Consider the following 24152-nt stretch of genomic DNA (forward strand, 5'->3'; position numbering starts at 1 on the left):
TCTCTAACAACATGTCGACCTTGGGCTACGAGATCGTGGACGTCTTCACCGACCGCCCGTTCGCCGGCAACCCGCTGGCCGTGGTGTTCGGCGCGGAAGGGCTGGCCACCGAGCAGATGCAGGCGCTCGCGCTGGAGTTCAACCTGTCCGAGACGGTCTTCGTGCTGCCGCCGACGCAGGTGGGCGCCACCTACCGGGCCCGGATCTTCACTCCGGCCGACGAGCTGCCCTTCGCCGGGCACCCGAGCGTCGGCGCGGCGGTGACCGCGAGCCGGCGCGGCGTCTTCGGCGCCGGCCGGATCACCCAGGAGTGCGGCGCCGGAGTCCTGCCGATCGAGGTGACCGCCACCGGCGCGACGCTCACCGGCGGCACGCCCACGCTCGGCCCGGAACTCGACCCGGAGCCGCTGCTGGAGATGGTCGGCCTGACCGGCCCCGACCACGTCGGCCCGCCACCGCGGGTCGCCGGGTGCGGCCTCGAATTCCCCTACCTTCCGGTACGCCCGGACGCGGTGGCCCGGGCACGGTTGAACACGACGGCGGCGCAGCGGTACGGAGTGGAGCACGTCAGCCTCTTCTCCTGGGAGCCCGATTCGCAAACCGCGCACGCCCGGGTCTTCGTGCCGGGGCTCGGCGTACCGGAGGATCCGGCGACCGGCTCGGCCGCCCTGGGACTGGGCGTGTGGCTGGTCGCCAGCGGCCTGCTGCCCGGCGAGGGCCGCGCGGAGTACACGGTCCGGCAGGGCATCGAGATCAACCGCCCGTCGACGCTCGCCTGCACGGTGACCGCGTCCGGCGGGCTGGCGGTGGGCGCGACCGTCTCCGGCCAGGTCATGCCGGTGGCCCGAGGCGAGATCACCGTCCCCCCGTTCATCGGCTGACCCGCGGGGGATGGGGCAGGATGGCGGGGTGAGTGACGAGGTGGACGAGCGGGTGACGCCGCCGCTTGTGGACGAGGCGGTGAAGAAGGCCGCGGTCTGCTGGGTGAGCACCGCCGGAGGTCCGGCCTACGCGCTGTGGTGCCTGCCGTTGGAGGGCACCCTGCTCGTGGTCACCGGCCCCGGCGAGCAGACCGCGCCCGGGCTGGCCGACAGCGACACGGCCGACGTGACGCTGCGCGGCGACCACGGCGGGCGGATCGTCACCTGGCCGGCGCAGGTGACCCGGCTGCGACCCGGCACCGAGGAGTGGAACACCGTCGCGCCGCTGGTCGCGGCGAAGCGGCTCAACGCCTCCGGCTCCGCCGCCGAGCTGGTGGAGCGGTGGGCGGCGCAGGGGTGCGCGCTCAACCGGCTCGCGCCCGCCGGCACCGCGGTGAGCGGCGCCGACCTGCCGGACGGATCGCTGAGTGAGCAGCCCCGACCGGCCCCTGTGGTGCGGGCCGTCCGCAAGCCGTTCCGCCTGCACCGCGTCCGCCGCCGCTGACCGCGCGAATCCGGCGACGCCGGGGCGCCGGACGGCCGGCGCCGCCGACACGACTCGGCCGCCACCGGGCCAGGCCGCGCCGAGACGGGCCGGGTCAGGCGACGGGGACCGGGTCGAGCAGGTCGAGCACGTCCGTCAGTGAGGTAAGCGACGGCCCGTCGAAGCCGTGGTCGGCGTTGAGGACCACGTGGTCGGCGAGATCCGGTGCGGCCAGCCGGACCGCGCTCAGCCCCGCCCGCTCCGCACCGGTCAGTTCCTGGCTGTCGCCGTCCCCGACGTAGAGGCAGTCGGCCGGGGACTGGCCGAGCCGGTAACACGCGGCCAGGTAGAGCGCCGGGTCCGGTTTGCAGCGTCCGAGGCGTACCGAGAAGACCTGCGCGTCGAGCAGCGGCGCGACGGCGAGCTGCGGCAGGAACGCCGGCAGCTCGTGCGTGCAGTCGCTGACCAGCCCGGTACGGACGCCCCGGTGGCGCAACGCGGCCAGCACCGGTACCGCCTCCGCGCGCAGCCGGGTGTCGGCGCGTACGGCCCGGTGCCGGGTGGCGACGGCGGCGCGCACGGTTGCGTCGGACGGGTGTACGCCGAGCCGGGCGCACACCCAGCGCATCGTCGACTCGGCGTTGCCGAAGGAGCCGCTGGCCCGTTCGTAGAAGCTGCTGTCCAGCACCTCCACCAGGGCCTCGGTGGAGCAGCCGAGCATGTCGGCGGTGGCGCGGTGGGCGGCTCCGCGCCGTACGCCGTGGGTCAGGGTGCCGAAGAAGTCGAACAGCACCGCCTGGAATCGGAGCATGAGGGAACGCCTCCGGACGTCGAGGGGGGAGGATCGCCGGGACGCGCATGATCGTAACGGAGTGCTGACGTTCCGTGTCGGTCGGGTGCCCGTGTGAGGATTACCGTTCGTGCCCACCGTTCCGCATCGCCCGCCGCTCGACGCGCTGACGGTCGGCGCGCTCGCCCTGGCCGTCGCCTCGGTCTCGTCCTCGGCGCCGCTCGTGGCGTTCGCCGCCGCGTCGGCGCTGGCGGTGGCGTTCTGGCGTACCGCGTTGTCGGCGGCGGTCCTCGGCCCGGTCGCGTTGATCCGGCGGCGCGCCGAGCTCCGCGCGCTGACCGTCGGCCCGGGCCGGCGCGAGGGGCTCTACTGCGTACTCTCCGGGGTCGCCCTGGCCGCCCACTTCGCCACCTGGATGCCGAGCGCGCAGCTCACCTCGGTGGCGGCCGCGACCGCGCTCGGCGCGACGCAGCCGGTGTGGCAGGGCCTGATCGCCCGCGGACAGGGGCGGCGGCTGCCGAGGGCGGTGTGGGCCGGCATCGGGGTGGCGGTGCTCGGCGCGGTGCTCGCCACCGGCGCCGACTTCGGCGCCTCCGGCCGGGCGTTCGCCGGTGACCTGCTCGCGGTGGTCGGCGGCCTGTTCGCGGCCGTCTACACCGCGTTCGGCGAGCGGGCCCGGGCCAGCATCAGCACCACCACCTACACCACCGTCTGCTACGGCGTCTGTGCGGCGATCCTGCTCGTGGTGTGCCTGGTCGGCGGCGTACGCCTGCACGGCTTCGACGGCCCGACCTGGCTGGCGATCCTCGGCCTGGTGGCCGGCGCCCAACTGCTCGGCCACTCGATGTTCAACTACGCCCTGCACCGGGTCTCGGCGACCACTGTGAGCGTGCTGATCCTGCTGGAGGCGCCCGGCGCGGCGCTGATCGGCTGGGTGTGGCTGGGGCAGTTGCCCCGGCCGCTGGCGCTGCCGGGCCTGGCGCTGCTGCTGGCCGGCGTGGCGGTGGTGGTGCTCGGCGGGGCGCGGGCCGGTCGCCGTGCCGCGCCGGTCGCGGCCCCCGTCGACCCGACCCCGCTCGGCGACTGAGCGACGCGCCTCGACCGCAGCCGTCGCGGCTCCGAGCGCAGCCGCCGCGCCGGTCGGGGCGAAGTCGCGCCGTTCCGGCCACCGGGCCGTCCGGTTTGCACGAAAGTGCTCAGAGTGGGGGCGGACCGGGACGACGCGGCGGAGACGGGCACCGTCGTCACGCCCTCGGCCGAGTTCCCGCCGCTCAGCGACGAGGAACGCGCGGCGCTCGGCCGGATCGGCGAGCGCTGGCGCGGCCCGCGCCGCGCCGACGACCTGCCGGTCGACCCGACGCTCGGGCGGCACGACCACCACCCGGTGCCGACCCGGTTCGGGCGGCTGACGCCGATCGACATGTTCACCGTGGCGCAGCCGGACGAACTGGTCGCCACCGGTGCGGCCGACCTGCCCGGCGACCGGACCGGCCGGGCCGCCGCCCGGGCCCGCCGGGCGCTGCTCGGGCCACCGCTGTCCAGCGCGTCGGTGCTGTACGAGCGGATGCGCAAACTGGTAGCGCTGCCGGTGCTCTCGTCGGACCTGCTCAGTTCCGTGGCGTACGGGCCGGAGGCGATGCTCGCGGTGCTGGTGCTGGCCGGGAGCGCCGCGCTCGGACTGGCCCTGCCGCTCGCCGCCGTGCTCGTGCTGCTGATGGTCGCTGTCGGCCTCTCCTACCGGCAGACCATCCCGGCCTACCCGCACGGCGCCGGCTCGTACATCGTCGCGGGGGACAACCTCGGGCGTACGCCGGGACTCGCCGCCGCGGCCGGGCTGATGCTCGACTACGTGCTGACCGTGTCGGTGTCGGTTGCGGCCGGCGTGCACGCGGTCACCTCGGCGCTACCCGGGCTCGATCCGTGGGCGGTGCCGCTCGGGGTGCTGGTGATCGTCGTGCTGCTCGCCGGGAACCTGCGCGGCGTACGCACCGCGGGGAACATCTTCGTGCTGCCCACGTACGCGTTCGTGGTGGTGCTGGTAGCGGTGCTGGCGATCGGTTACGCGAAGGCCGCCTCGCGGGGTTTCGCGCCGGTGCCGCCGCCCTCGGTGCCCGCCGCCGAGGGCCTGGGCCTGCTGCTGGTGCTGCGGGCGTTCTCCTCCGGCGCGGTGTCGATGACCGGCATCGAGGCGGTCTCCAACGCGGTGCCCGCGTTCCGCCCGACCGAGTGGCGCAACGCCCGCACCACGCTCGGCTGGATGGTCGCCATGCTGGTGACGCTGTTCGCGGGCCTGATCGGGCTGATCCACCTCGACGGACTGGTGCCCCGGGCGGACGAGACGCTGCTGTCCCAGCTCGGCCGGGTCACGTTCCCGAGCGGACCCTGGTACGCGATCCTCCAGGCCACCACCGCGCTGATCCTGCTGCTCGCCGCGAACACGGCGTTCAACGACTTCCCCCGGCTGTTGTTCTTCATGGCCCGGGACGGGCACGCGCCGCGTCGGTTCCTGCACATGGGCGACCGGCTGGCGTTCAGCAACGGGCTGGTGGCGCTGGCGCTGACCGCAGCGGTCGTGTTCGTCGCGTTCGGCGGGCACACCGAGCGGCTGATCCCGCTCTACGCGGTGGGCGTGTTCCTCGCCTTCACGCTGTCCCAGACCGGGATGGTGGTGCACTGGCGGCGCCGGCGGGGGGCGGGGTGGCGCCGCCGGCTCGCCGTCAACGCAGTCGGCGCGGCGCTGTCCGGGCTGGTGCTGCTGACCGCGGCGGTCGCCAAGTTCACCGAGGGCGCCTGGGTGGTGGTGCTCGCCGTACCGCTGCTGGTGCTGTTGTTCCGCCGGATCCACGGCCACTACGCACGGCTGCACCGCGCGCTGGCGCTGCACCCGCCGCCGTCCGCGCCGCCCGCCGAGTGCGACGAACTGCCCCAGCAGGTACGCCACCTGGTGATCGTGCCGGTGGCCCGGCTGAACCGGGCGTCGCTGCGCGCGCTGGCGTACGCGACGTCACTCGGACGGCCCACGCTCGCCGTGCACCTCGCGCCCGAGGAGGCCGAGGCGGACCGGTTCCGGGAGCAGTGGCGGGCCTGGGGAGACCACCTGCGGCTGGAGACGATCGTGTCGCCGTACCGGTCGGTGATCGGGCCGCTGGCGCACTACCTGGAGGCGCTGCACGCCGCGAGCCCGGACCTGACGCTCACCGTGATCGTGCCGGAGGTGGTGCTGCGCCGGCGGCGGTACCGGCTGCTGCACAGCCGCGCCGAGCAGCGGCTACGGGCGGCGTTGCGCGCGCTGCCCGGCGTGGTGGTCACGAGCGTCCCGGTGCACGTGTCGCGGTGACGCTCAGAGGTATCCGGCGAAGTGGTCGGCGACCAGCGCGGCGACCGCCTCGGCGTCCCGGCCCAGGTCCACCTCGATCACGCGTATCCCGAGCGCCCGGGCGCCGGCGACCGCGTCGGCGGCGACCAGCTCGTCGCGCGCGATCCGGTGACGCCACGCCCGCTCCGGGTCGCTCACACCGGGGTGGCGGGCCGTCGCCCGCGGCAGCCGTTCCACCTGGTACGCGCGGAACTCCGGCGTCGGCACCAGCACCACCATCTGCCCTGTCGACTCGACGACCGGGGCGACCAGTTCGGGCCGCAGCCCCCAGCCTTCGGCGACCACCCGGCGGCCGCTCACCAGCGCGCTCAGGTCGTCCAGCACCCACTCGAAGCGGCGCGGAAACCCGGCGAGGGTCTCGGCGGCCATCCGCTCCGGGTCCGTCGTCACCCAGGTCGCCTCCGCGTCGGGGCCGTCCGGCGGCTCACCCCGTCGGATCCGGTCGGCGATCCGCCGGTCGTCGTGCCCTCGCGCGTCGTGACGGTCGTAGAGGTACGCGGTCAGCCCGTACCGCAGTGCCAACGTGACCGCGAGTGTCGTCTTGCCGGCCCACTGCGCGCCGCCGATCCAGAGCGCCCGGCGGGCGGTGGCCAGGGGATCGAAGTCCATGCCCCGACCCTGCGCCCCGCCAGCCCCAAGATCAAGTCTTGTTCTCGGCGTCCCCACGTGATGAAGTGAGGGAGAAGACGCAGCTCAGACGTCGCGTACCTCCAGCACCCGGGTGGCGGGCGCGGCGTCGCCGAGCTCGGCGCGCAACGCGACGCGCTCCGGGTCGACGAGGAACGCGTCCAGCCCGGCGCGGGTGGCGAACCGGATCACGTGCACCTCGGTCTCCCCGGCCCCGGTGCGCAGCCGCCGTTCCAACTCGCCGCCGTGCCGGCCGAGCAGCGCCAGCACCGCGTCCTCGTAGCGCCGCCCGGCGTCCACGTCGGTGCTCAGGTCGACGAGCGCGACCAGCAGGATCTCTTGCTCCGTGGTCATGTGTCCCCTCGGTGTCGTCAGGCGTCGAGTCCGACGGCCTTCGCGCTGGCCGTCCAGAGCCGCGCGGCGAGCGCCGGGTCGGCCGCCTTGGGCCGGGGCCGGTGCGGCTTGCGGTCGGCGTAGTAGCCGCCGTCGGTCAGCCGGGACGGATCCTGGCAGGCCAGCCACACCAGCGTCTCCGCGCCCTTCTCCGGGCTGCGGAACGGCAGCAGCCGCATGCCGAGCGCCACGATCCGGCTCTCGTTGCCGAAGCGGGTGCGCACCACGCCAGGGTGGAACGCGTGCGCCGGCACCTCCGGCCAGCGCCGCGCGGCCTCGGCGGTGAACAGGATGTTCGCCTGCTTGCTGGTGCCGTACGCGCGGAACGGCCGGTACGAGCGCAGCGCGGAATTGAGGTCGTCCGGGTCCAGCACGCCGCTGCGGTGCGCGTCCGAGGCGGTGACCACCATCCGCCCGATCCGATCTCGCAGCAGGTTGCTGAGCAGGAACGGGGCGAGGTGGTTGGCCTGCATGCTCAGCTCGAAACCGTCGACCGTGGTGATCGGCTCCAGCACGATCGCGCCGGCGTTGTTGGCGAGCACGTCGATCCGGTCGTACCGCTCGCGCAGCCGCTCGGCGAGCCCGCGCACGTCGTCGAGCACCGCGAAGTCGGCGCGGAACAGCTCCGGCTGCTCGCCGCAGCACTCGCGTACCCGCTCGCCCGCGGCGCGCAGCCGGGCCGGGTCGCGGCCGACCAGCACGACCTGGTCGCCGCGGCGCGCCAGCTCCTCGGCGGCAGCCAGCCCGATGCCGGAGCTGGCGCCGGTCAGCACCACGATCCGACGCTCAGTGAGATCTTCCACAGGTCCATTCACCCCGGTCACGGCACGAGGTTACCGTGGCGTCACCACGCCCTTTGGGATCGTTAAGTTCTCGAAATCCACCGCTGCGCCGGCACCCGCGCCGGACGCTGGAAGGAGCGCATCCATGACCGCTGTCGGTCGTCCCCGCCGATCCTGCCTGGCGGTGCCCGGCTCCAGCGTCAAAATGCTCGGCAAGGCCCAGGGCCTTCCCGCCGACCAGGTCTTCCTGGACCTGGAGGACGCGGTCGCCCCGCTGGCCAAGCCGGACGCGCGCAAGAACATCGTGGCCGCGCTGAACGAGGGCGACTGGACGGGCAAGACCCGCGTGGTGCGGGTGAACGACCTGACCACGCCGTGGACCTACCGGGACGTCATCGAGGTGGTCGAGGGCGCCGGGGCGAACCTGGACTGCATCATGCTGCCGAAGGTGCAGAACGCCGAGCAGGTGCACTGGCTGGACCTGCTGCTCACCCAGATCGAGAAGACGCTCGGCCTGGAGGTGGGCCGCATCGGCATCGAGGCGCAGATCGAGAACGCGGCCGGGCTGGTGAACGTGGACGCCATCGCCGGCGCCTCGCCCCGGGTCGAGACGATCATCTTCGGCCCGGCCGACTTCATGGCCTCGATCAACATGAAGTCGCTGGTGGTCGGCGCGCTGATCCCGGACTACCCGGGTGACCCGTACCACTACATCCTGATGCGCATCCTGATGGCCGCCCGGATGCACGACAAGCAGGCCATCGACGGCCCGTTCCTGCAGATCCGGGACGTGGACGCGTTCCGCGAGGTGGCGAAGCGGTCGGCGGCGCTGGGCTTCGACGGCAAGTGGGTGCTGCACCCCGGCCAGATCGACGCCGCGAACGAGGTCTACTCCCCGGCGCAGGCCGACTACGACCACGCCGAGCTGATCCTCGACGCGTACGACTACTACACCTCGGAGGCCGGCGGGAAGCTCGGCGCGGTGATGCTCGGCGACGAGATGATCGACGAGGCGTCCCGCAAGATGGCCCTCGTCATCGCCGCCAAGGGCCGCGCCGCCGGCATGTCCCGCACGTCCACGTTCACGCCGCCCGCGTCCTGACCGCGCGCCGGGCCGCCTCCCAGCCGGGGGCGGCCCGATCGCGTCAGTAACTGCTGCTGGTGCTGCTGGCGCCGACCGCGATCACGATCATCACGATGTAGAAGATGATGAAGGCGATCAGCAGGGCGGTCAGGATCCAGCCGACGATGATGGCGGCCTTCGCCATGCCCTCACCCTGCTCACCGGTCTCCCGGATCTGCTTGCGGGCGACGTGGCCCATGATCGCGCCGATCGGCGCGGTGATGCACGAGGTGAAGCCGACGAGCGACAGCACCAGCGCCACGATGGCGAGCGTGTTCGTGCGCGACGCCGGCACCGCATAACCGGGATAGGCGCCGGGCGGGGGGTAGGCACCCGGATAGCCGGGCATCGGCGCCGCGTACTGCTCGCCGCCGGGCGGGGCGTAGGGCGACTTCGCGCCCGCGTACGGGTCCGCGGCCTGCGCGTACGGGTCGGCCTGCGCGTACGGGTCGGCCGGGCCCGGCTGACCCGGCACGCCCGGCGGGCTCGACTGCTGCCCGGCCGCCAAGGGATCCTGCCAGCCACCGGGCGGTGGGGGATAGGTCATCTGATCATCTCCAGGTACGTGGTCGCGCTCAGGGTAGCCACCCCGTGCGCGACACGGACGTCCCCTTTCCGGCCACCGCGTTGCCCGTGGGGTCGGCACCGGGCAGGATCCTCGGCATGGCACTTGACGCGCGTGGGGGTCGGTCGCGACGGGACATGAGCCGGCCGGGGTCGGTGCGGCGCCCGCGCGGCGGCGAGCCGGTCGGCGCCGCCGACTCCGAACGGCCGGCACCGCTGCCGGAACCGGCCACCATGCGCCTGGACGGCCGGGTCGCGCTGGTCACCGGCGCGGGCAGCCCGGACGGCATCGGGTACGCGACCGCGCGCCGGTTGTCCGACCTGGGCGCCCGGGTGGCGATCGTGTCCACCACGAGGCGCATCCACGAACGCGCGGGCGAGCTGGGCGTCACCGGCTTCGTCGCCGACCTCACCGACGAGTCGGAGGTGGGCGCGCTCGCCGACGCGGTGGCCGAGCAGCTCGGCGACGTCGAGGTGCTGGTGAACAACGCGGGCCTGGCCAGCCGGGCCAGCCCGGAGGTGCTGCGGCCGGTGGCGCAGCTGACGTACGACGAGTGGCGCGGCGAGATCGACCGCAACCTGACCACCGCGTTCCTGTGCAGCCGCGCGTTCATCGGCGGCATGGCCGAGCGGGGCTGGGGCCGGATCGTCAACCTGGCCGCCACCGCCGGGCCGGTGAACGCGTTGCCCACCGAGGCGGCCTACGCGGCGGCCAAGGCCGGCGTGGTCGGGCTGACCCGGGCGCTGGCGATGGAGATGATCGCCGACGGGGTGACGGTGAACGCGGTCGCGCCGGGCATCATCCACACCGCGGCGTCCACCATGGCCGAGATCAAGCAGGGTCTGGGTACGCCGGTCGGGCGTCCCGGCACACCGGACGAGGTGGCCGCGGCGATCGCGTTCCTCTGCTCGCCGGCCGCGTCGTACATCACCGGGCAGATGCTGGTGGTCGACGGCGGGAACAGCGTCCGGGAGGCGCAGTTCCGCTGAGGCGTCAGTAGGTGCTGTTGTCGGAGTTGGCCCAGATCGCCAGCCCGATCCAGCCGCAGCAGACCAGGATGCCGATCGCGGTGAAGATGTAGCTGAGGATCAGGCCCCAGGTGGCGAGCTGGTCGCCGTCCTCGCCGGTCTGCCGGATCTGCCGCTTGGCCAGGTGGCCGCAGACGATGCCGGCGGGCGCGAAGACGAACGCGAAGACGAGCGACAGGATGGCGAGCACGTTCGTGCCACGGGGGCCTGGCCCCTGGCCGGGCGGCCCGTACTGGCCGTAGGGCGGCTGCGGGGCGTACGGGGGCTGGTGGCCGTACTGCGGATGCTGCTGGCCGTACTGCGGCTGCCCGTACGGCTGGCCGTGCGACGGCGGCTCGTACGGCGACGGTGGCTGCTCGTCTGTCACAAGCGCCCCTTCCCCCAGGTCAACGGCCCTCTTACTTGCGGACGCTACCCGCAGCGGTGAACCTTTTCACAGCGGTTGTGTGGACTGGTCACCTTGGCGCGGCCGGTCCCGGGGCCGATACTGACCGAGCGTTCAGTTACCCATGAGTAAGGCGCCGACCCCGGAGGCTGAGATGGCCCGACTCGCCCAGACACCCGGACTGACCGACGTGCAGCGGTCGATCCTGGAAACCGTCCGGGAGTTCGCCGACAAGGAGATCATCCCGCACGCGCAGCGGCTGGAGCACGCCGACGAGTACCCGAGCGACATCCTCGACGGCATGCGCGAGATGGGGCTGTTCGGCCTCACCATCGACGAGGAGTACGGCGGCCTGGGCGAGTCCCTGCTGACCTACGCCCTGGTCGTCGAGGAGCTGTCCCGGGGCTGGATGTCGATCTCCGGCATCGTCAACACCCACTTCATCGTGGCGTACCTGATCTCCCAGCACGGCTCGGCGGACCAGAAGGCCCGGCTGCTGCCCCGGATGGCCACCGGCGAGGTGCGCGGCGCGTTCTCGATGTCGGAGCCGGAGTGCGGCTCGGACGTCTCGGCGATCAAGTCGAAGGCCGTCCGCGACGGCGACGACTACGTCCTCAACGGCCAGAAGATGTGGCTCACCAACGGGGCGTACTCCTCGGTGGTCGCCACCCTGGTCAAGACCGACACCGGGGCCGACTCGGTCTACGGCAACATGAGCACCTTCCTGCTGGAGAAGGAGCCCGGCTTCGGCGAGACCGCGCCCGGCCTCACCATCCCCGGCAAGATCGACAAGATGGGCTACAAGGGCGTCGAGACCACCGAGATGGTGCTCGACGGCGTCACGGTGCCCGCCTCCGCCGTGCTCGGCGGCGAGGAGAAGGTCGGCCGCGGCTTCTACCAGATGATGGACGGCATCGAGGTCGGCCGGGTCAACGTCGCGGCCCGCGCCTGCGGCATCTCGATCCGGGCGTTCGAACTCGCGGTCGCGTACGCCCAGCAGCGCCACACCTTCGGCCAGCCGCTCGCCAAGCACCAGGCCGTCGCGTTCAAGCTCGCCGAGATGGGTACGAAGATCGAGGCCGCGCACGCGCTCATGGTCAACGCGGCCCGGCTCAAGGACGCCGGCCAGCGCAACGACGTCGAGGCGGGCATGGCGAAGCTGCTCGCGTCCGAGTACTGCGCCGAGGTGGTCCAGGAGGCGTTCCGGATCCACGGCGGCTACGGCTACTCCAAGGAGTACGAGATCGAGCGCCTGATGCGCGAGGCGCCGTTCCTGCTGATCGGCGAGGGCACCTCGGAGATCCAGAAGACGATCATCTCGCGCGGCCTGCTCAAGCAGTACAAGCAGTAGGGCTCAGCGTTCCGCCACGCCGGGGGCCGGTTCCGGGGGAGCCACCGGCAACCCCACCGCCAGTGCCTCCGGCGTGGTCCGGAACTGCTCGATCGCTGCGATCAGCCGCTCGTCCGGCACGGCCAGGTCGCGCCCGCCGATCATCGGCCGGGGCAGTTGTTCCGGTTCCAGACGGAGGTGCACTCCGCCGCCGCGCTCGCCGGACCGTTGCACGCCACGGATCCCGGACCACGGATACCAGTCCCCGTCGTACCGGAGTCCGCCGCCGGTCAACGCCAGCCGGCCGGTGAACCGCACCTCGCCGTAGACGACCCAGCCCAGGCCGATGGCCACTGCGGCCAGCACCAGTGGTCGCCACGGCTCGACCTGCGGCCAGCGCTCGGTCAGGAACGAGAACCCGCCGAGCGCCACCACGACACCCGCTGTCACGTCCGCGGTCAGCCCCAGCCATCCCGCCGCCGACCGCCGGGCCATCAGCGCCGGTTCGGCGCCGTGCGGCCCGGCCAGCCGGGGCCGCCAGATCAGCCGGCCGGTCCGACGTGGCCGCCAGTACCGCTGCGCCAGATGCCCCAGCATCACCAGCCACACCATGCCGCGAACGTCGCTGAGGTGCGACGGATCCAGCGCGAGGAGAATCCGGCTGCTCACCGCGGCCACCGTCATAGCGGCGAGGAGCGCGAGCAGCCTGCGGGACCAGAGCCCGTCGCGGTCGGGCACCGCGGCAGCCGCCATCGGGCCGGGACCGGACATGCCCGAAGGGTACGCGCCGCGCGCAGCGTCGTCAGCCGGACGTTCCGCCGGATGTACGAGTCAGGCCGGCGGCAGCCCGCTCGACGATGAGGCACCTGTCCTCGACGTAGTCGAGGCCGGCCTGCTCGGCGATCCGGCGCGCCTCGTCCGAGAAGATCCCGAGCTGCAACCACACCGCCGGGGCGCCGATCGCCACCGCCTGCCGGACCACGTCGACCGCGTCGCGGGCCGGGCGGAACACGTCGACCAGGTCGACCGGGTGCGGGATGTCGGCGAGCGTCGGGTACGCCTTCTCGCCGAACAACTCGTCCACGGTCGGGTTGACCGGGATGATCCGCCAGCCGTGCCGTTGCATCTCCAGCGGTACGCGGTGCGCGGCCTTGCCCGGGTCACGGGAGGCGCCCACGACGGCGATCACGGCGGAGTCGGCGAGGATCTGCTGAGCGGAACGCATCCCCCGAGACTAGCCCCGCCGGTGCGGGTTCCCCCGGTCGCTAGACGTCAGGGTCTGGTGCCAGGCTCGGCTGCGGCGGTAGGCCAATGCGTTGTCGGTCATGACGCGGCCGGCGGTGCGGGCACGGCGGTGTTCCAGGCTGTCGCGGCCCAAGATGCGCCAGCCGCCGCCGTCGCGAACCCGGCCGAGTCTCTTCACGTCGACGTGGATCAGCTCGCCGTGCCGGTCGCGCTCGTAGCGGCGGATGAGCTGACCGGTGGGCCGGTCGAGCCAGGCCAGGCGGTGCAGACCGTGCCGCGTCAGAACGGCGTGCACCGTCGAGGCCGGCATCCCGAGCAACGGTCCGAGCCGGCGAGCCCCGAGTTTGCGTTCCTGGCGACTACAGGAGGTTGTGCCTTCGGGCAAAGGCGGGAAACTCAGCTCCAGAGCAGGGTAGACGAGCATCAGTTGCTCTCAGTACCTCAATGAGGTTCCCCGCAGCCGTAAGGGTTTGTTTGCCGTCCCGGCAGGCCCCGGCGAGAAGCCAGATGGTGCCGTGCACCCGGGCGCCGTGGGCACGGGCGACCTGCGTCGCGTTCCTGTCGTCCGTGATGGCCACCCCATCCCGCAGTTCGGCGGCCGCGAGGACGGACGCCTCCCCGAGGTCGCGCTCACCCGAGCCGAGCCGCGCGGCCCATTTGGTAAAGCACCGCACCTCATCGAGGGTGTCTAGCTGGGCAGTGGTGAGCCAGTCCGCCTCGCAAGCGACGGCCAGTTCACGATGATCCTCAGATCCCGCCCGCAACTCCTCCCGAACCACTTGAGTCGTCCAACAATCGGCGTCGAGCAGCAGATCCCGCAAGACGTCCAGCCGGTCAGCGAGAGTGAAGTGGCTGAGAACCATCGTGTCGAGTACAAGGACGGGGGTAGCTTGCGCCGACAGGCTCACGGCGCGACCTCCAGGTCGTCCTCCTGCGGCAGATCCGCGTCGGCGATGTGGCCATGCATCAACTCCAGAGCCCTCGCCCGGGTGATACGCCTGTTCCGCCACGCTTCCATCACGGCCTGTGCGTAGGCGGGCGGTACCCGCACCGACTCGAGGTCGGGCTGCGGCGCCCAGCCCAATGCCTCCATGAACTCCACGTGCGTGGGCCGAACCTGGCTCCAGGATCTACGCGTCTCTGCGTCGATGGTCCCTGCCTGCTCTGCCTGCCGCAACGCCAGCAACCAAGAGGTACGGTATCGAGCCGCATAGCTCACGATCTGGTCCCGGCTCACCGTCCCGGGGGCTCCGGCTGCGGCAATCGCTTGCACGGGCAGCAGCAGTTCTGCGGCGAAGGCATCAATCACCGCCTCCCGTTCTGCACGTGAGGCACTCACGCCGAGGTCGGCGGAATACTCATCACCAATGATGAGATGCCCCAACTCGTGTGCAGCGGTAGCCCGACGGCGGCCAGGATCGCCCGTAGTGCTCACGACAGCAACCGCGATGTCGCCCTCGACGAGCGATGCCCCGTCGCCTGGAAGGTCGGTGACCAGCACCCACTGACCTGCGCGCTCACAGACGTCCATGATGCTGCCGATCGGTGCATCGCCGAGCCCGAACCGCTGTCGCAGCCACCGGGCTGTCTGACGCGCATCATCCTCGGATTCCACTGAGTGCGGGTAGTGAAGCAGCGGACGGGTACGCAAGACGCCAAGATCCAGCAACTGCTGGACGTTGCGCAGCCACTCAACCATGGCAATTTCGAGGCGTTCCGACGAGCGTGCTGTCTCAGTGTCCGTTTCCTCGGTCAACGGGGCCGCTCGTCGGGACAACACCGCTGGCGGCGGCTGAATCAAGTACTCCATCGACACTCTTAGTGCCCTGGAAAGCCGAGCCAGCTCCATGCCGTCCAAACGGCGGCTGCCAGCCTCAACCTTGGCCAGCATTGTGCGGTCCAGCCCTACCATCGCCGCGAGATCCTGCTGCGAGATCCCCAACGACAACCGGGCTTGCCGTACCTGCTCACCGACGAGGGGCCAGTCCCAACCATCAGCCATGGTGCGATAATCGCACACTCGGCGCCGGAAGGGGTCAACACACGAGAACCCTCGCCGCCCGGCGCAGCCGTCCGGGTAAGGTCAGCCCCGACACCTACGAGAAGATCCACCGAGACTCCCGGACACACATCGAGGTGGTCAACCAGGGGCAGGCCAAGGTGTCCGGCCGCCTATGAGACCTCCGATTCCGTGTAGCCGTCAGCACCTCACACCTCGCCAGAGGTCCCGCCTCGTCTCAAACCGTCACGCCGTCAACAACCCTCCTGGGCTCTACCGCTAGAGCAGGGAGAGCTGTTCGGCGGCCGGCGCGGGCGGCGGGGTCTCGGGCAGCCGGCGATTGTCGCCGGTCTCGCCGCGGTTCAGCCCATGCCGGCGTGCCGCCATCCGCACCCGCGCTGTCACCTCCCGCTGGTACGCCTGCGGCGCGTACGAGCCGGCCTGGTAGAGCTGCCGATAACGGGGCACCAGGTGGGGGAACTCCCGGGCGAGCCAGCGGGCGTACCACTCCCGGGCGCCGGGCCGAAGATGCAGCGGCAGCGGCGTCACGCTGGCCGCCCCGGAGGCGGCGATCGCCGCGACCGTGGCGTCGATGGACTCCTCGTCGTCGCTGAGGCCGGGCAGGATCGGCGCCATCAGCACGCCGACGGAGAAGCCGGCGTCGGTGAGGGTGCGGACCGCGTCGAGGCGGCGGCGCGGGCTCGGCGTACCAGGCTCGGCCGCCCGCCAGAGCGCCTCGTCGACGAACCCCACCGAGTACGACACACCGACCCGTGTCACCTCGGCGGCCTGGCGCAGCAGCGGCAGGTCGCGCAGCAGCAGCGTGCCCTTGGTCAGGATGGAGAACGGGTTCGCGAAGTCCCGCAGCGCCTCGATGATCGGCGGCATCAGGCGATAGCGGCCCTCGGCCCGCTGGTAACAGTCCACGTTGGTGCCCATGGCGACGTGCGCGCCGCGCCAGCGCGGGGCGGCCAGCTCGCGGCGTACCAGCTCGCCCGCGTTGACCTTGACGATCACCTTGCGGTCGAAGTCGGCGCCCGGGTCCAGGTCGAGGTAGGTGTGGGTGTTGCGGGCGAAGCAGTTGTGGCTGACCACGCCATTGGCGATGAAGTCGCCGGTGCCGGTGGTGATGTCCCACAGCGGAAGCTCCAGGCCGAGATCCTCGACGGCTGTCACCTGGAGTCGCGCCGCGCACTTGAGCGCCATGCCCTCGATCGAGCGCCGGGCCGTGACGGCCGGGTCGGTGAGGTGGAAGAAGCGCAGCCGCTCCGGTAGCCCACCGGTCAGCCGGAGCTGACGCGCCGCTCCCGGTGCGCCGGGCACGTCGAGCGCCCACCGGAAGCCGAACCGGTCCAGCGCGCCGGCCGCGCGGGTCCGGCTCTCGTCGTCGGCGACGCTTATCCGGAACACGCCCCGGTGGCAGGTGCCGACGGCGTCGAACATGCCGGCCAGGTAGCCCAGCGCCCAGTCGTCAGTCGCCTCGTCGGGTGGCGTGAACAGCCCGGTGACGACGTCGGCCGGGCCGGCTGTGCGTACCACTGTGGTCGTCGCCCGGCGGCCCACCCGGGCGGTGGTGGCCCTCTCGACGGTGACGCCCGCGTCGGTCAGGTACCGCTCGGCCCGGTCGAGCGCCTCCGCCTCGGCGGTGGCCAGCCGGAACCGGGTGTCACGCCGGTGGCCGGCGGGGTCGTCGTCGCGGACCAGGGCGTGCAGGTAGCCCCGGCGGTAGTCGGCCGAGCGCTTCGGCGCCACCACGAACCCGCCGGTGCCGAGCAGGCGGTTGCGGGTGGTCAGGTGCGGACGGCGTCCGCCGCCGCGCATGGTCCCCGTGACGTGCTTCCAGCCGCGTTCGGTGAGGAACCGGTGGTCGCCGCTGGCGACGAGCGTGGTGCCGTCGGCCAGGGTGATCCGGTGGGCCCGCTTCACCGTTGACCACTTGTCGAGCACCGTGGTGACGACGTAGTGGCGGTAGGCGCCGCTGCGCCGGGTGCCGTAGATCCGGTCGCCGGGCTCCAGCTCGCTGATCGCCCTGGTGCGGCCGTCGGCCATCAGGATCGGAGTGTCGCCGCCCAGGCAGTAGACGCAGGCGTGCGAGCAGCCCCGGTAGGGGTTGATGGTCCACTCGAACGGCACGCGTGACCGGCCGGGCACCCGGTTGATGATCGACTTGGCGTGGACCTCGTAGAAGGTCATGCCGGCGAAGTCGGGGGTGTCGAACGTGCGGGTGACGGCGCCGGGCAGCGCCAGCGGCAGGGGTGGAGCCGCCGGCGCCGCCCGATCGGGAGTCCCCTCGTCCGGGGGAGCGGAGAGGTTGTCCCAGCGCATGGAGTTCATTCGAACACGTGTTCGAACAAAGCGCAAGCGAGCCGCGCCGGGACGGGACACGCCGCCGGCCGGCACCCCGGGGGGCGCCGGCCGGCGGCGTGCGGAACGTCAGTGGTTGTGCTCGGCCAGCTTCTTGCGGACGTCGTCCATGTCCAGCGCCTGGACCTGCTCGATGAGGTTCTCCAGTGCCGACTCCGGCAGCGCGCCCGGCTGGGCGAAGACGATCACGCCGTCACGGATCGCCATGATCGTCGGGATGGAGCTGATGTTGAACTTGGCCGCCAGCTCCTGCTGCGCCTCGGTGTCGACCTTGCCGAAGGCGATCTCCGGGTGCTTCTCCGACGAGCGCTCGTAGACCGGGGCGAAGCGCTTGCACGGGCCGCACCAGTCCGCCCAGAAGTCGAGCAGGACGATCCCGTCGCGCCCGGTCACCTCGTCAAAGTTGGCCGTGGTCAGCTCAACCGTTGCCATTTGCTCTCTCCGATCACCGCGGATTGTCGTACGTCCGGTGGAACCAGGGTCAGTCCGTCCGAATTCCCGTCGCGCGGGTGACGAAACGCTGAGCGCCCGGACGGTGACCCTGGGCACATCGAACACCATCTGTTCGCCCAGTTCGTGCGGAACGCAAATGCACGCCGCACTTGCGTGACGGGACGTGATGGGAGCGTTTCCAAGGAGATCACGCTCAGTTGCGGCTACGTATCGGTAACTTTGGGCTTGACGAGCATCTATCCGGCCTGCGGAGATCGCTTACCGACCTCGCGTCGGTTACTTTGAGTAGTGTTACGAAAAGGTAAATGTGACCTCCGTCTCTGTCGGCGACGGGTGGTCGTACGGCAGAATTCTTCGCATCAGAGCGTGGGCGGCGGGTGCCGGGGAGGGCCCCGCCGCTCATTGCGTCCGGACCTCGGTGGCGCCCCGGTGTGACATTTCCGCCGGGCGAGCGCCCCGCCCCTCGCCTTAACAAGCGATAAGGCATGCTGTGCCGAACTCCATCGCCGCCCGTGAAGGGGACAAGGATGCAGTTCGGCCGCTACTACGAGGAGTTCGAGGTCGGCGCGGTCTACCGGCACTGGCCGGGCAAGACGGTCACCGAGTACGACGACCACCTCTTCTGCCTGCTCACCATGAACCACCACCCGCTGCACATGGACGCGCACTACGCCGAGTCCGCCTCGCAGTTCAAGCGCAACGTGGTGGTCGGCAACTACATCTACTCGCTGTTGCTGGGCATGTCCGTGCCGGACGTCAGCGGCAAGGCGATCGCCAACCTGGAGATCGAGTCGCTGCGGCACGTCGCGCCGACGTTCCACGGCGACACCATCTACGGCGAGACGACGGTGCTGGACAAGCGCGAGTCGGCCTCGAAGCCCGACCGCGGCGTGGTCGCGGTCGAGACCCGCGGCTACAACCAGGACGGCACGCTCGTCTGCGTGTTCCGCCGCAAGGTCATGGTCCCCAAGAAGGAGTACGCGGCCGCCGCCGTCCCGGACGGCGTCGACCCGGAGCGTCCCAGCTTCCCCGAGCCGCGCTGACCTCGCGTTCCGTCCGGCCACCGGGCCTCGTTCTCCGTTCGGCGGGGACGGGGCCCGGACCTCGTCCGGGGGCTTATGCTCGGGCTGGAGGTGCCCATGAGCCACTCCGTAGCCGGAGAGCCGCCTTCCGCCGGTCGCCGCGCCGCACCGCTCACCACCGCCGCCTACTCCGCGGCGGAGTGGGACCTGCTGACCGACCTGCCGGGCCGCGTCCTCGTCGCCGCCGCCGCACCCGGCCCCGGCCGGCCGCCGCGCGGCGTCGCCGCCGGACTGGCCGGCCTGGACGCGGTGGCCGCCGGCCGGGCCTTCGACAGCGATCTCGTCCGCGCCGTGGTGGCCGCCATCTACGCCCGCCACGACGGCGTCACCGAGCGGGACGAACGCCTGACCGACATGGTCGACCTCCTGGCCGCCGCCCGGGCGGCGGTACGGGTGCTGCGCCGCCGCGCGGATCCGGCCGACTCGGCGGCGTACCGGCAGTGGGTGGAGTCGGTCGCCGCCCGGGTGTGCCGGGCCGGGCAGACCACGCCGAGCCCCGCCGACACGCGCTTCCTCGACCGGCTGGGCGGCGCGCTCGACCTGCGCTGACCGGGGACGCCGCCGGGCCGTACCCTCGGCAACCGTGACCGACGACCAGCTCGACGTGGGTGTGGGGCCGTGGCCCGGTGACCCGCCGGACGACCCGCGCTACGACCCGGAGCTGCTCACCGCCGGGGACCGGCGCAACGTGGTGGACCGCTACCGCTACTGGCGGCGCGAGGCGGTGGTGGCCGACCTGGACCGGCGCCGGCACGACTTCCACGTGGCGATCGAGAACTGGCAGCACGACTTCAACATCGGCACCGTGGTCCGCAACGCCAACGCCTTCCTCGCCGCCGAGGTGCACATCGTCGGGCGGCGGCGATGGAACCGGCGGGGCGCCATGGTGACCGACCGCTACCAGCACGTCCGGCACCACGCGACGATCGAGGAGTTCGTCGCGTGGGCGCGCGACGAGCGGTTGCCGGTGGTCGGGATCGACAACCTGCCCGGCTCCCGGCCGATGGAGACGGCGGTGCTGCCGCGCCGCTGCGTGCTCCTGTTCGGCCAGGAAGGGCCGGGACTGTCGGCGGTGGCCCGGTCGGCCTGCGACGCGCTGTTCTCCATCGCCCAGTACGGCTCGACCCGGTCCATCAACGCGGGCGTGGCCAGCGGCATCGCCATGCACGCCTGGATCCGGTCGTACGCCGGGCCGCCGCCGGACTGAACGGCGCGTGGGTCCACCACCGGACGGAAATCCCACGCTCGTCGGCCCGCCCCGCTTGACGCCTCGCGGGTCCGGGGCGACGGTGAGGGTGTGACTGTCGCGGTGAGTTGTCCGAAGTGCGCGGGCCCGGTGCGCGAGCCGGATCTGATGCACCCCGAGCACCGGTGCGTGCGCTGCGGCCCGGTCGCGCCGCTGCACGTGCCGGAGCACATCAGTGCCGAGATCATGGCCAGCGTGGTGGAACGGATGGCCGCCGACCCCGACCCGGCCGGCCGGCTCCGGATGCCGCTGTGGTGCCCGTGGCCGCTCCCGCCGGGCTGGACGCTCACCGGCGTGGCCTGGGCGGGCGACGACCGGGCGGGCGTACGGGCCACGCTCGTCGCCTGCGCCGGACCGGCCCCCCTGGACGGTGGGCCGGCCGACCTGATCTTCGTCGCCGAGGAACCCGGCGTCGGTCTCGGATCCCGCTTCGCGGGACTGCCCGGACCCGACCCCGGCCCACAGGTGGAGGAGGCACTCACCGATCCCGGCCCTGGTCATCCCGAGCGGCTGCCGCACGCGAAGATCCGGGTGGGCGGCCATCCGACTCCACTGTGGCTCGTCCGCTCCGAAACGGATCGAAGCGCGTACGCCGGCGAGGCTCGGGGAATGTGGCTCCATGCGATAGCCTGGCCGGCGAGTGCGGGTCACCTCCTCGCGGAAGAAGTCGTGCTGCACGACCTCACCGAGTGGACACCGCCCGAACTCGTGTACGGCGCACCATCTCCGTACCTGCACGGGCGGGCCTGACCGGCTCACCACGGCGAGTCGGAGAGCGGACGCAGATATTCACGGTAAGACACCATGCTGATACTCTGGGTGCCGCTGCGGTAAACGGACCCGGCGCCGCGCGAGAGGATGGCCCGCTATGGTCAAGAAGGTCCTCACCTGGGCCGGCATCGCATTCTTGATCTTCTTTGTTGCGTACCGGCCCAACTCCGCCGCCGACGTCTTCAAGTCTCTCGGCGGCGGCATCATGGACATCGCGCAGGGCTTCGGCGACTTCTTCACCAACCTCGTCGCCTAGCCGCCGATGGGAAGCCCCTCCGGTCCACCCTTCGACCCGGACGACCCCGACCGGGCACGCCGGGAACGCGACACCGAGCCGATCCCCCGGATCGACCCGGACGACCCGGCCGGTTACGGCCCCGGCCCGTACGCGGACGCGGACGACGCCGGCTACGGCAGCGCGTACACGGGCGAGGGGCGGTCCGGCCGGGCCTGGGCACGGGATCCGGACGGCTTCCCGGACCAGCCGATCTCCGAGGAGGAGCTGGCCGGGCTGCGGTCCGACGCCACCGGCATGGCACCCCGCCGGGTGCTGCCGCTGGAGGACGAGCCCAGTTCGCTCGTGGCCCGTTACCTCTTCCCCACCGAGCGCTACCGGGGCGAGTGGAAGCGGCACTGGATCCACCTCACCACCCCGATCATCGTCGGCGTGGCGGCCACGTTCGTGCTCGGCTACCTCTCCGGCTTCCTCGCCGGGCGGGACGTCGGCGCGTTGACCACCGTCGCCGTGCTGCTCTGGTTCGCCGTGATGGGCTGGGTGGCCTGGAAGGTCGCCGACTGGTGGTACGACCGCTTCATCCTGACCAACAAGCGGGTGATGGTGGTCAACGGCATCATCACCCGCCAGGTCGCGATGATGCCGCTCACCCGGGTCACCGACATGAAGTACGAGCAGAGCCCGACCGGCCGTGCCCTCAACTACGGCACGTTCGTGCTGGAGTCCGCCGGTCAGGAACAGGCACTCCGGGTGATCAAGAACCTGCCCAACCCGAACGAGCTCTACCTGCGTGTGGTCGAGGAGATGTACGAGCCGCAGGCGGTCGAGGCGCGGCTCGGCAAGGAGGCCGACGAGGCCAAGGCCGACGACGGAGCCTGAAACTTTTCGTCCGAACATCGGATGAACTGCACACCTTCCGCCATCGACCCGGGCGACCCGGCCGTGGCATCCTGCCAGGCAGGACGGGGGGAGATGAGTGTGGTGGTGAGCAGAGATCCGCTGGAGGAGGAGTTCCGCGAATTCGTCGCGGCCCGGTCCGGCGCACTGCTGCGCACCGCCTACCTGCTCGCCGGTGACTGGGCCACCGCCGAGGATCTGCTCCAGACCGCGCTGACGAAGACCTACCTGGCCTGGAAGCGGCTCGGCGGGATCGAGGCCATCGAGCCGTACGCCCGCCGCGTCATGGTCAACACGTCCACCAGCTGGTGGCGGCGCCGCTGGCACGGCGAGCGCCCCACCGAGGTGCTGCCGGAGCGCGCCGGTGTCGACGAGATCGAGCAGCAGCTCGACCGGGACGCGCTCTGGCGGCACCTCCAGGCGCTGCCGGCCCGGCAGCGGGCGGTGCTGGTGCTGCGCTTCTACGAGGACATGTCCGAGGCGCAGACCGCCGCGCTGCTGGAGATCTCCCCGGGCACCGTCAAGAGCCAGACCTCCCGGGCGCTCAACACGCTGCGCCGCCGGCTCGGCTCCCAGGCAGCCCTGGGCCTGCCCGCGCCCGCCGATGCGCCCGCCGCGAAACCGTCCGCCCCCGCCGCGGCCGGCCGGTCCGTCCCGCCGGCCCGGAGCGCCGAGCCGGCCCGTACCGCGGCGCGGCAGCCCGCCGCCCGCGTGCCGCGACCGGCCCCACCCGCGGCTCCGGTCCGCCCCGCCGTCCCGATCCCGGCGAAGAGCCGATGAGCGGCACCCGGCAGCACGGCGACAACCGAACGGGCAGCCCCGAGCGTCCATTCCCCGTGAGCGACGACGAGCTGGAGCGGGCGCTGCGGGAGACCCTGTCCCGCCGCGTCGAGACGTCCCGCCCGCTGCCCGCCGACCCGGCCGGGGAGATCCTGCGCCGGGCGCGGCGCACGGGCCGGCGGCGTACGCTCACCGGCCTGGCCCTGGCCGGTGTCGCCACCGTTGTCGTCACCACCGGGGTGGCCCAGTTCAGCGCGCCCGGCGGCGACGGCGGCACGCCGACAGTGGTGCTCGGCGACCCGCCCGTCCTCTTCCCGTCCCCGCAGACCTCCGAGCCGTCCTCGGTCACCCGCTTCGGGCCGGTCCGCGCCGAACTCGACCTGCTCGTCGGTGACCGGCTGGACACCAGCGGCGGCGAACGGCGGCAGCTGACCGGGGTCAGCGGCGTCGAACGGGCGCAGCGGATCCACGAGCAGGAGGGCTGGCTGCTCACCTCGGCGGCCACCGTCGCCGGCCGTACCCTCTGGTGGGTTCCGGTCGGTGGCACCGCGCCGCAGGTCATGCTCGCCGCCGCGGACGCGGTGGCGGTCTCCCCGGACGGACGCCAGGTCGCCTGGCGGGACGGCACGGACCTGATCGCCGCCGGTGTGGTCGCCGGCCAGCTCATCGCGCCGGTCCGGATCGCCGCGCCGGAGGGCGCCGTGCCGGTCGGCTTCACCGGCGACGCGGTGCTGATCCAGCAGCCCGGCGACGGCGGGATGAGCGTCTGGAACCGCGCGCTGGGCGGGCAGCCGGGCCCGGTGAACCCGGACGTGCGCACCGTCTACGGCACCCGGCCCGACGGCCGGGTGGTCGGCCTGGTCGCCGCCGGGCGGGACGAGGAGCACTGCCTGGCCCTGCTCGACCCGGCCCGCGACCTCGCCCCGGTGCGTACCGGATGCGGTCTGAAGCTTGCCACCGACGGACTCGGCGCCGTCTCCTTCGACGGCCGGTGGCTGCTCGCCAACGGCACGTCGCGCACCGCCCTCCTGGTCGACCTGCGCGACCCGGCCAGCCCGGTCACCCACCCGGCCGGCCCGCTGCTGGCCGGCGGTGTGTCCTGGACCCGGGCCGGGGTGGCGCTGCACGTGGACGCGACCGGCGGGCTGGTCCGGGTCAAGCCCGAGCGGGTGCTGGCCGGTGACCGGCCCACGGCCTCGAAGGTCGAGGGGCTGGCGCCGGAGGACCGCCCGGTGGTGGTGGCCGACGTCCCCACGGTGCCGGACGGGGCGTAGCGT

Annotated in this window: 27 protein-coding genes and 1 pseudogene; 15 read left to right on the top strand and 13 right to left on the bottom strand. The window is 72.3% G+C overall.

Features of this window, described 5'->3' with window-relative positions:
• The first annotated feature begins 11 nt into the window (after positions 1-11).
• Together NMK34_RS03940 and NMK34_RS03945 are read left to right on the top strand one after the other, a co-directional pair.
• Positions 12-881: a PhzF family phenazine biosynthesis protein gene (locus NMK34_RS03940; protein ID WP_194798732.1), complete on the top strand. Its 870-nt coding sequence runs from the start codon at positions 12-14 to the stop codon at positions 879-881.
• Between the two features lie 10 nt (positions 882-891).
• Positions 892-1425 (top strand): hypothetical protein, encoded by a 534-nt coding sequence (locus NMK34_RS03945; protein ID WP_318332250.1) that lies wholly within the window; start codon positions 892-894, stop codon positions 1423-1425.
• A 94-nt stretch (positions 1426-1519) separates the two neighbouring features.
• Here the strand turns inward: NMK34_RS03945 and NMK34_RS03950 are convergent, their stop codons facing one another.
• Entirely contained in the window at positions 1520-2215 is a 696-nt protein-coding gene (locus NMK34_RS03950; protein WP_194798730.1) for an HAD family hydrolase, read from the bottom strand.
• 109 nt (positions 2216-2324) lie between these two features.
• Here NMK34_RS03950 and NMK34_RS03955 point away from each other — a divergent pair, with 109 nt between their 5' ends.
• Both NMK34_RS03955 and NMK34_RS03960 read left to right on the top strand, forming a co-directional pair.
• Positions 2325-3281, top strand: a complete 957-nt coding sequence (locus tag NMK34_RS03955) for a DMT family transporter (protein WP_318332251.1) — start codon at positions 2325-2327, stop codon at positions 3279-3281.
• A 114-nt stretch (positions 3282-3395) separates the two neighbouring features.
• On the top strand, positions 3396-5531 hold the full coding sequence (locus tag NMK34_RS03960; RefSeq protein ID WP_318332252.1) for an APC family permease: 2136 nt from the start codon (positions 3396-3398) through the stop codon (positions 5529-5531).
• 3 nt (positions 5532-5534) lie between these two features.
• Here the strand turns inward: NMK34_RS03960 and NMK34_RS03965 are convergent, their stop codons facing one another.
• From NMK34_RS03965 to NMK34_RS03975, 3 genes are all read right to left on the bottom strand, one after another.
• Positions 5535-6179 carry a hypothetical protein gene (locus NMK34_RS03965; protein ID WP_318332253.1) on the bottom strand — a complete coding sequence of 215 codons (645 nt, stop codon included), beginning with the start codon at positions 6177-6179 and terminating at the stop codon, positions 5535-5537.
• A gap of 84 nt (positions 6180-6263) precedes the next feature.
• Positions 6264-6551: a hypothetical protein gene (locus NMK34_RS03970; RefSeq protein WP_318332254.1), complete on the bottom strand. Its 288-nt coding sequence runs from the start codon at positions 6549-6551 to the stop codon at positions 6264-6266.
• Positions 6552-6568: 17 nt separating this feature from the next.
• The gene (locus tag NMK34_RS03975; protein ID WP_269696076.1) at positions 6569-7393 is read right to left on the bottom strand and encodes an SDR family NAD(P)-dependent oxidoreductase; all 825 of its coding nucleotides are present in this window, start codon (positions 7391-7393) and stop codon (positions 6569-6571) included.
• A 124-nt stretch (positions 7394-7517) separates the two neighbouring features.
• On the opposite strand from NMK34_RS03975, the gene NMK34_RS03980 reads away from it, so the two are divergent.
• A complete protein-coding gene (locus NMK34_RS03980; RefSeq protein WP_135243191.1) occupies positions 7518-8474 on the top strand; it encodes an HpcH/HpaI aldolase/citrate lyase family protein in 957 nt (318 codons plus the stop codon).
• A gap of 43 nt (positions 8475-8517) precedes the next feature.
• On the opposite strand, the gene NMK34_RS03985 is transcribed toward NMK34_RS03980, so the two are convergent.
• Positions 8518-9042 carry a DUF4190 domain-containing protein gene (locus tag NMK34_RS03985; RefSeq protein ID WP_318332255.1) on the bottom strand — a complete coding sequence of 175 codons (525 nt, stop codon included), beginning with the start codon at positions 9040-9042 and terminating at the stop codon, positions 8518-8520.
• Positions 9043-9158: 116 nt separating this feature from the next.
• Here NMK34_RS03985 and NMK34_RS03990 point away from each other — a divergent pair, with 116 nt between their 5' ends.
• Positions 9159-10049 carry an SDR family NAD(P)-dependent oxidoreductase gene (locus tag NMK34_RS03990; RefSeq protein WP_036311415.1) on the top strand — a complete coding sequence of 297 codons (891 nt, stop codon included), beginning with the start codon at positions 9159-9161 and terminating at the stop codon, positions 10047-10049.
• 4 nt (positions 10050-10053) lie between these two features.
• Here NMK34_RS03990 and NMK34_RS03995 read toward each other — a convergent pair whose 3' ends face one another.
• Positions 10054-10455, bottom strand: a complete 402-nt coding sequence (locus NMK34_RS03995; protein WP_318332256.1) for a DUF4190 domain-containing protein — start codon at positions 10453-10455, stop codon at positions 10054-10056.
• 172 nt (positions 10456-10627) lie between these two features.
• Between NMK34_RS03995 and NMK34_RS04000 the strand changes: the two genes are divergently transcribed.
• Positions 10628-11824: an acyl-CoA dehydrogenase family protein gene (locus NMK34_RS04000; RefSeq protein WP_194798722.1), complete on the top strand. Its 1197-nt coding sequence runs from the start codon at positions 10628-10630 to the stop codon at positions 11822-11824.
• A gap of 3 nt (positions 11825-11827) precedes the next feature.
• Here NMK34_RS04000 and NMK34_RS04005 read toward each other — a convergent pair whose 3' ends face one another.
• The 7 genes and pseudogenes from NMK34_RS04005 to trxA form a co-directional block, all read right to left on the bottom strand.
• A complete protein-coding gene (locus NMK34_RS04005; protein ID WP_318332257.1) occupies positions 11828-12574 on the bottom strand; it encodes a hypothetical protein in 747 nt (248 codons plus the stop codon).
• A gap of 31 nt (positions 12575-12605) precedes the next feature.
• Complete coding sequence (locus NMK34_RS04010; protein ID WP_318332258.1) at positions 12606-13028, bottom strand: CoA-binding protein; 423 nt, start codon at positions 13026-13028, stop codon at positions 12606-12608.
• Between the two features lie 144 nt (positions 13029-13172).
• A pseudogene (locus NMK34_RS04015) lies at positions 13173-13397 on the bottom strand (IS481 family transposase); the annotation flags it as partial.
• A 10-nt stretch (positions 13398-13407) separates the two neighbouring features.
• Positions 13408-13956 carry a hypothetical protein gene (locus NMK34_RS04020; protein ID WP_318336470.1) on the bottom strand — a complete coding sequence of 183 codons (549 nt, stop codon included), beginning with the start codon at positions 13954-13956 and terminating at the stop codon, positions 13408-13410.
• Positions 13953-15050, bottom strand: a complete 1098-nt coding sequence (locus NMK34_RS04025; protein ID WP_318332259.1) for an XRE family transcriptional regulator — start codon at positions 15048-15050, stop codon at positions 13953-13955. The genes NMK34_RS04020 and NMK34_RS04025 overlap by 4 nt, the downstream gene beginning before the upstream one ends.
• A 276-nt stretch (positions 15051-15326) precedes the next feature.
• Positions 15327-17381 carry an intein-containing Rv2578c family radical SAM protein gene (locus tag NMK34_RS04030; RefSeq protein WP_318332260.1) on the bottom strand — a complete coding sequence of 685 codons (2055 nt, stop codon included), beginning with the start codon at positions 17379-17381 and terminating at the stop codon, positions 15327-15329.
• A 99-nt stretch (positions 17382-17480) separates the two neighbouring features.
• The gene (gene trxA, locus NMK34_RS04035; protein ID WP_135243197.1) at positions 17481-17843 is read right to left on the bottom strand and encodes a thioredoxin; all 363 of its coding nucleotides are present in this window, start codon (positions 17841-17843) and stop codon (positions 17481-17483) included.
• A gap of 548 nt (positions 17844-18391) precedes the next feature.
• On the opposite strand from trxA, the gene NMK34_RS04040 reads away from it, so the two are divergent.
• The 8 genes from NMK34_RS04040 to NMK34_RS04075 all read left to right on the top strand — a co-directional run bounded on the left by NMK34_RS04040 (position 18392) and on the right by NMK34_RS04075 (position 24149).
• Complete coding sequence (locus tag NMK34_RS04040; protein ID WP_013283894.1) at positions 18392-18907, top strand: MaoC family dehydratase; 516 nt, start codon at positions 18392-18394, stop codon at positions 18905-18907.
• 96 nt (positions 18908-19003) lie between these two features.
• The gene (locus NMK34_RS04045; protein ID WP_318332261.1) at positions 19004-19495 is read left to right on the top strand and encodes a hypothetical protein; all 492 of its coding nucleotides are present in this window, start codon (positions 19004-19006) and stop codon (positions 19493-19495) included.
• Between the two features lie 34 nt (positions 19496-19529).
• Positions 19530-20153 carry a TrmH family RNA methyltransferase gene (locus NMK34_RS04050; protein ID WP_194798715.1) on the top strand — a complete coding sequence of 208 codons (624 nt, stop codon included), beginning with the start codon at positions 19530-19532 and terminating at the stop codon, positions 20151-20153.
• Positions 20154-20243: 90 nt separating this feature from the next.
• Positions 20244-20942, top strand: a complete 699-nt coding sequence (locus tag NMK34_RS04055) for a DUF6758 family protein (protein WP_318332262.1) — start codon at positions 20244-20246, stop codon at positions 20940-20942.
• A 118-nt stretch (positions 20943-21060) separates the two neighbouring features.
• Positions 21061-21219, top strand: coding sequence for a hypothetical protein (locus NMK34_RS04060; protein ID WP_013283898.1), 159 nt, complete (start codon positions 21061-21063; stop codon positions 21217-21219).
• Positions 21220-21225: 6 nt separating this feature from the next.
• On the top strand, positions 21226-22077 hold the full coding sequence (locus NMK34_RS04065) for a PH domain-containing protein (protein WP_318332263.1): 852 nt from the start codon (positions 21226-21228) through the stop codon (positions 22075-22077).
• Positions 22078-22182: 105 nt separating this feature from the next.
• Positions 22183-22875 carry a SigE family RNA polymerase sigma factor gene (locus tag NMK34_RS04070; protein ID WP_318332264.1) on the top strand — a complete coding sequence of 231 codons (693 nt, stop codon included), beginning with the start codon at positions 22183-22185 and terminating at the stop codon, positions 22873-22875.
• 56 nt (positions 22876-22931) lie between these two features.
• Positions 22932-24149: a hypothetical protein gene (locus NMK34_RS04075; protein ID WP_318332265.1), complete on the top strand. Its 1218-nt coding sequence runs from the start codon at positions 22932-22934 to the stop codon at positions 24147-24149.
• The last annotated feature ends 3 nt before the right edge of the window (positions 24150-24152 follow it).

The organism is Micromonospora sp. BRA006-A (assembly GCF_033433935.1).
In the GTDB taxonomy this organism is placed as follows: domain Bacteria; phylum Actinomycetota; class Actinomycetes; order Mycobacteriales; family Micromonosporaceae; genus Micromonospora; species Micromonospora aurantiaca.

Coding starts and splice junctions, on each gene's coding strand:
- trxA (WP_135243197.1), bottom strand. CDS start 17,843: ATGGCAACGGTTGAGCTGACCACGGCCAACTTTGACGAGGTGACCGGG.
- NMK34_RS04000 (WP_194798722.1), top strand. CDS start 10,628: ATGGCCCGACTCGCCCAGACACCCGGACTGACCGACGTGCAGCGGTCG.
- NMK34_RS04045 (WP_318332261.1), top strand. CDS start 19,004: ATGAGCCACTCCGTAGCCGGAGAGCCGCCTTCCGCCGGTCGCCGCGCC.
- NMK34_RS03985 (WP_318332255.1), bottom strand. CDS start 9,042: ATGACCTATCCCCCACCGCCCGGTGGCTGGCAGGATCCCTTGGCGGCC.
- NMK34_RS03945 (WP_318332250.1), top strand. CDS start 892: ATGGGGCAGGATGGCGGGGTGAGTGACGAGGTGGACGAGCGGGTGACG.
- NMK34_RS04010 (WP_318332258.1), bottom strand. CDS start 13,028: ATGCGTTCCGCTCAGCAGATCCTCGCCGACTCCGCCGTGATCGCCGTC.
- NMK34_RS03965 (WP_318332253.1), bottom strand. CDS start 6,179: ATGGACTTCGATCCCCTGGCCACCGCCCGCCGGGCGCTCTGGATCGGC.
- NMK34_RS03970 (WP_318332254.1), bottom strand. CDS start 6,551: ATGACCACGGAGCAAGAGATCCTGCTGGTCGCGCTCGTCGACCTGAGC.
- NMK34_RS04025 (WP_318332259.1), bottom strand. CDS start 15,050: ATGGCTGATGGTTGGGACTGGCCCCTCGTCGGTGAGCAGGTACGGCAA.
- NMK34_RS03940 (WP_194798732.1), top strand. CDS start 12: ATGTCGACCTTGGGCTACGAGATCGTGGACGTCTTCACCGACCGCCCG.
- NMK34_RS04060 (WP_013283898.1), top strand. CDS start 21,061: ATGGTCAAGAAGGTCCTCACCTGGGCCGGCATCGCATTCTTGATCTTC.
- NMK34_RS03950 (WP_194798730.1), bottom strand. CDS start 2,215: ATGCTCCGATTCCAGGCGGTGCTGTTCGACTTCTTCGGCACCCTGACC.
- NMK34_RS04030 (WP_318332260.1), bottom strand. CDS start 17,381: ATGAACTCCATGCGCTGGGACAACCTCTCCGCTCCCCCGGACGAGGGG.
- NMK34_RS04005 (WP_318332257.1), bottom strand. CDS start 12,574: ATGTCCGGTCCCGGCCCGATGGCGGCTGCCGCGGTGCCCGACCGCGAC.
- NMK34_RS04065 (WP_318332263.1), top strand. CDS start 21,226: ATGGGAAGCCCCTCCGGTCCACCCTTCGACCCGGACGACCCCGACCGG.
- NMK34_RS03980 (WP_135243191.1), top strand. CDS start 7,518: ATGACCGCTGTCGGTCGTCCCCGCCGATCCTGCCTGGCGGTGCCCGGC.
- NMK34_RS03990 (WP_036311415.1), top strand. CDS start 9,159: ATGGCACTTGACGCGCGTGGGGGTCGGTCGCGACGGGACATGAGCCGG.
- NMK34_RS04040 (WP_013283894.1), top strand. CDS start 18,392: ATGCAGTTCGGCCGCTACTACGAGGAGTTCGAGGTCGGCGCGGTCTAC.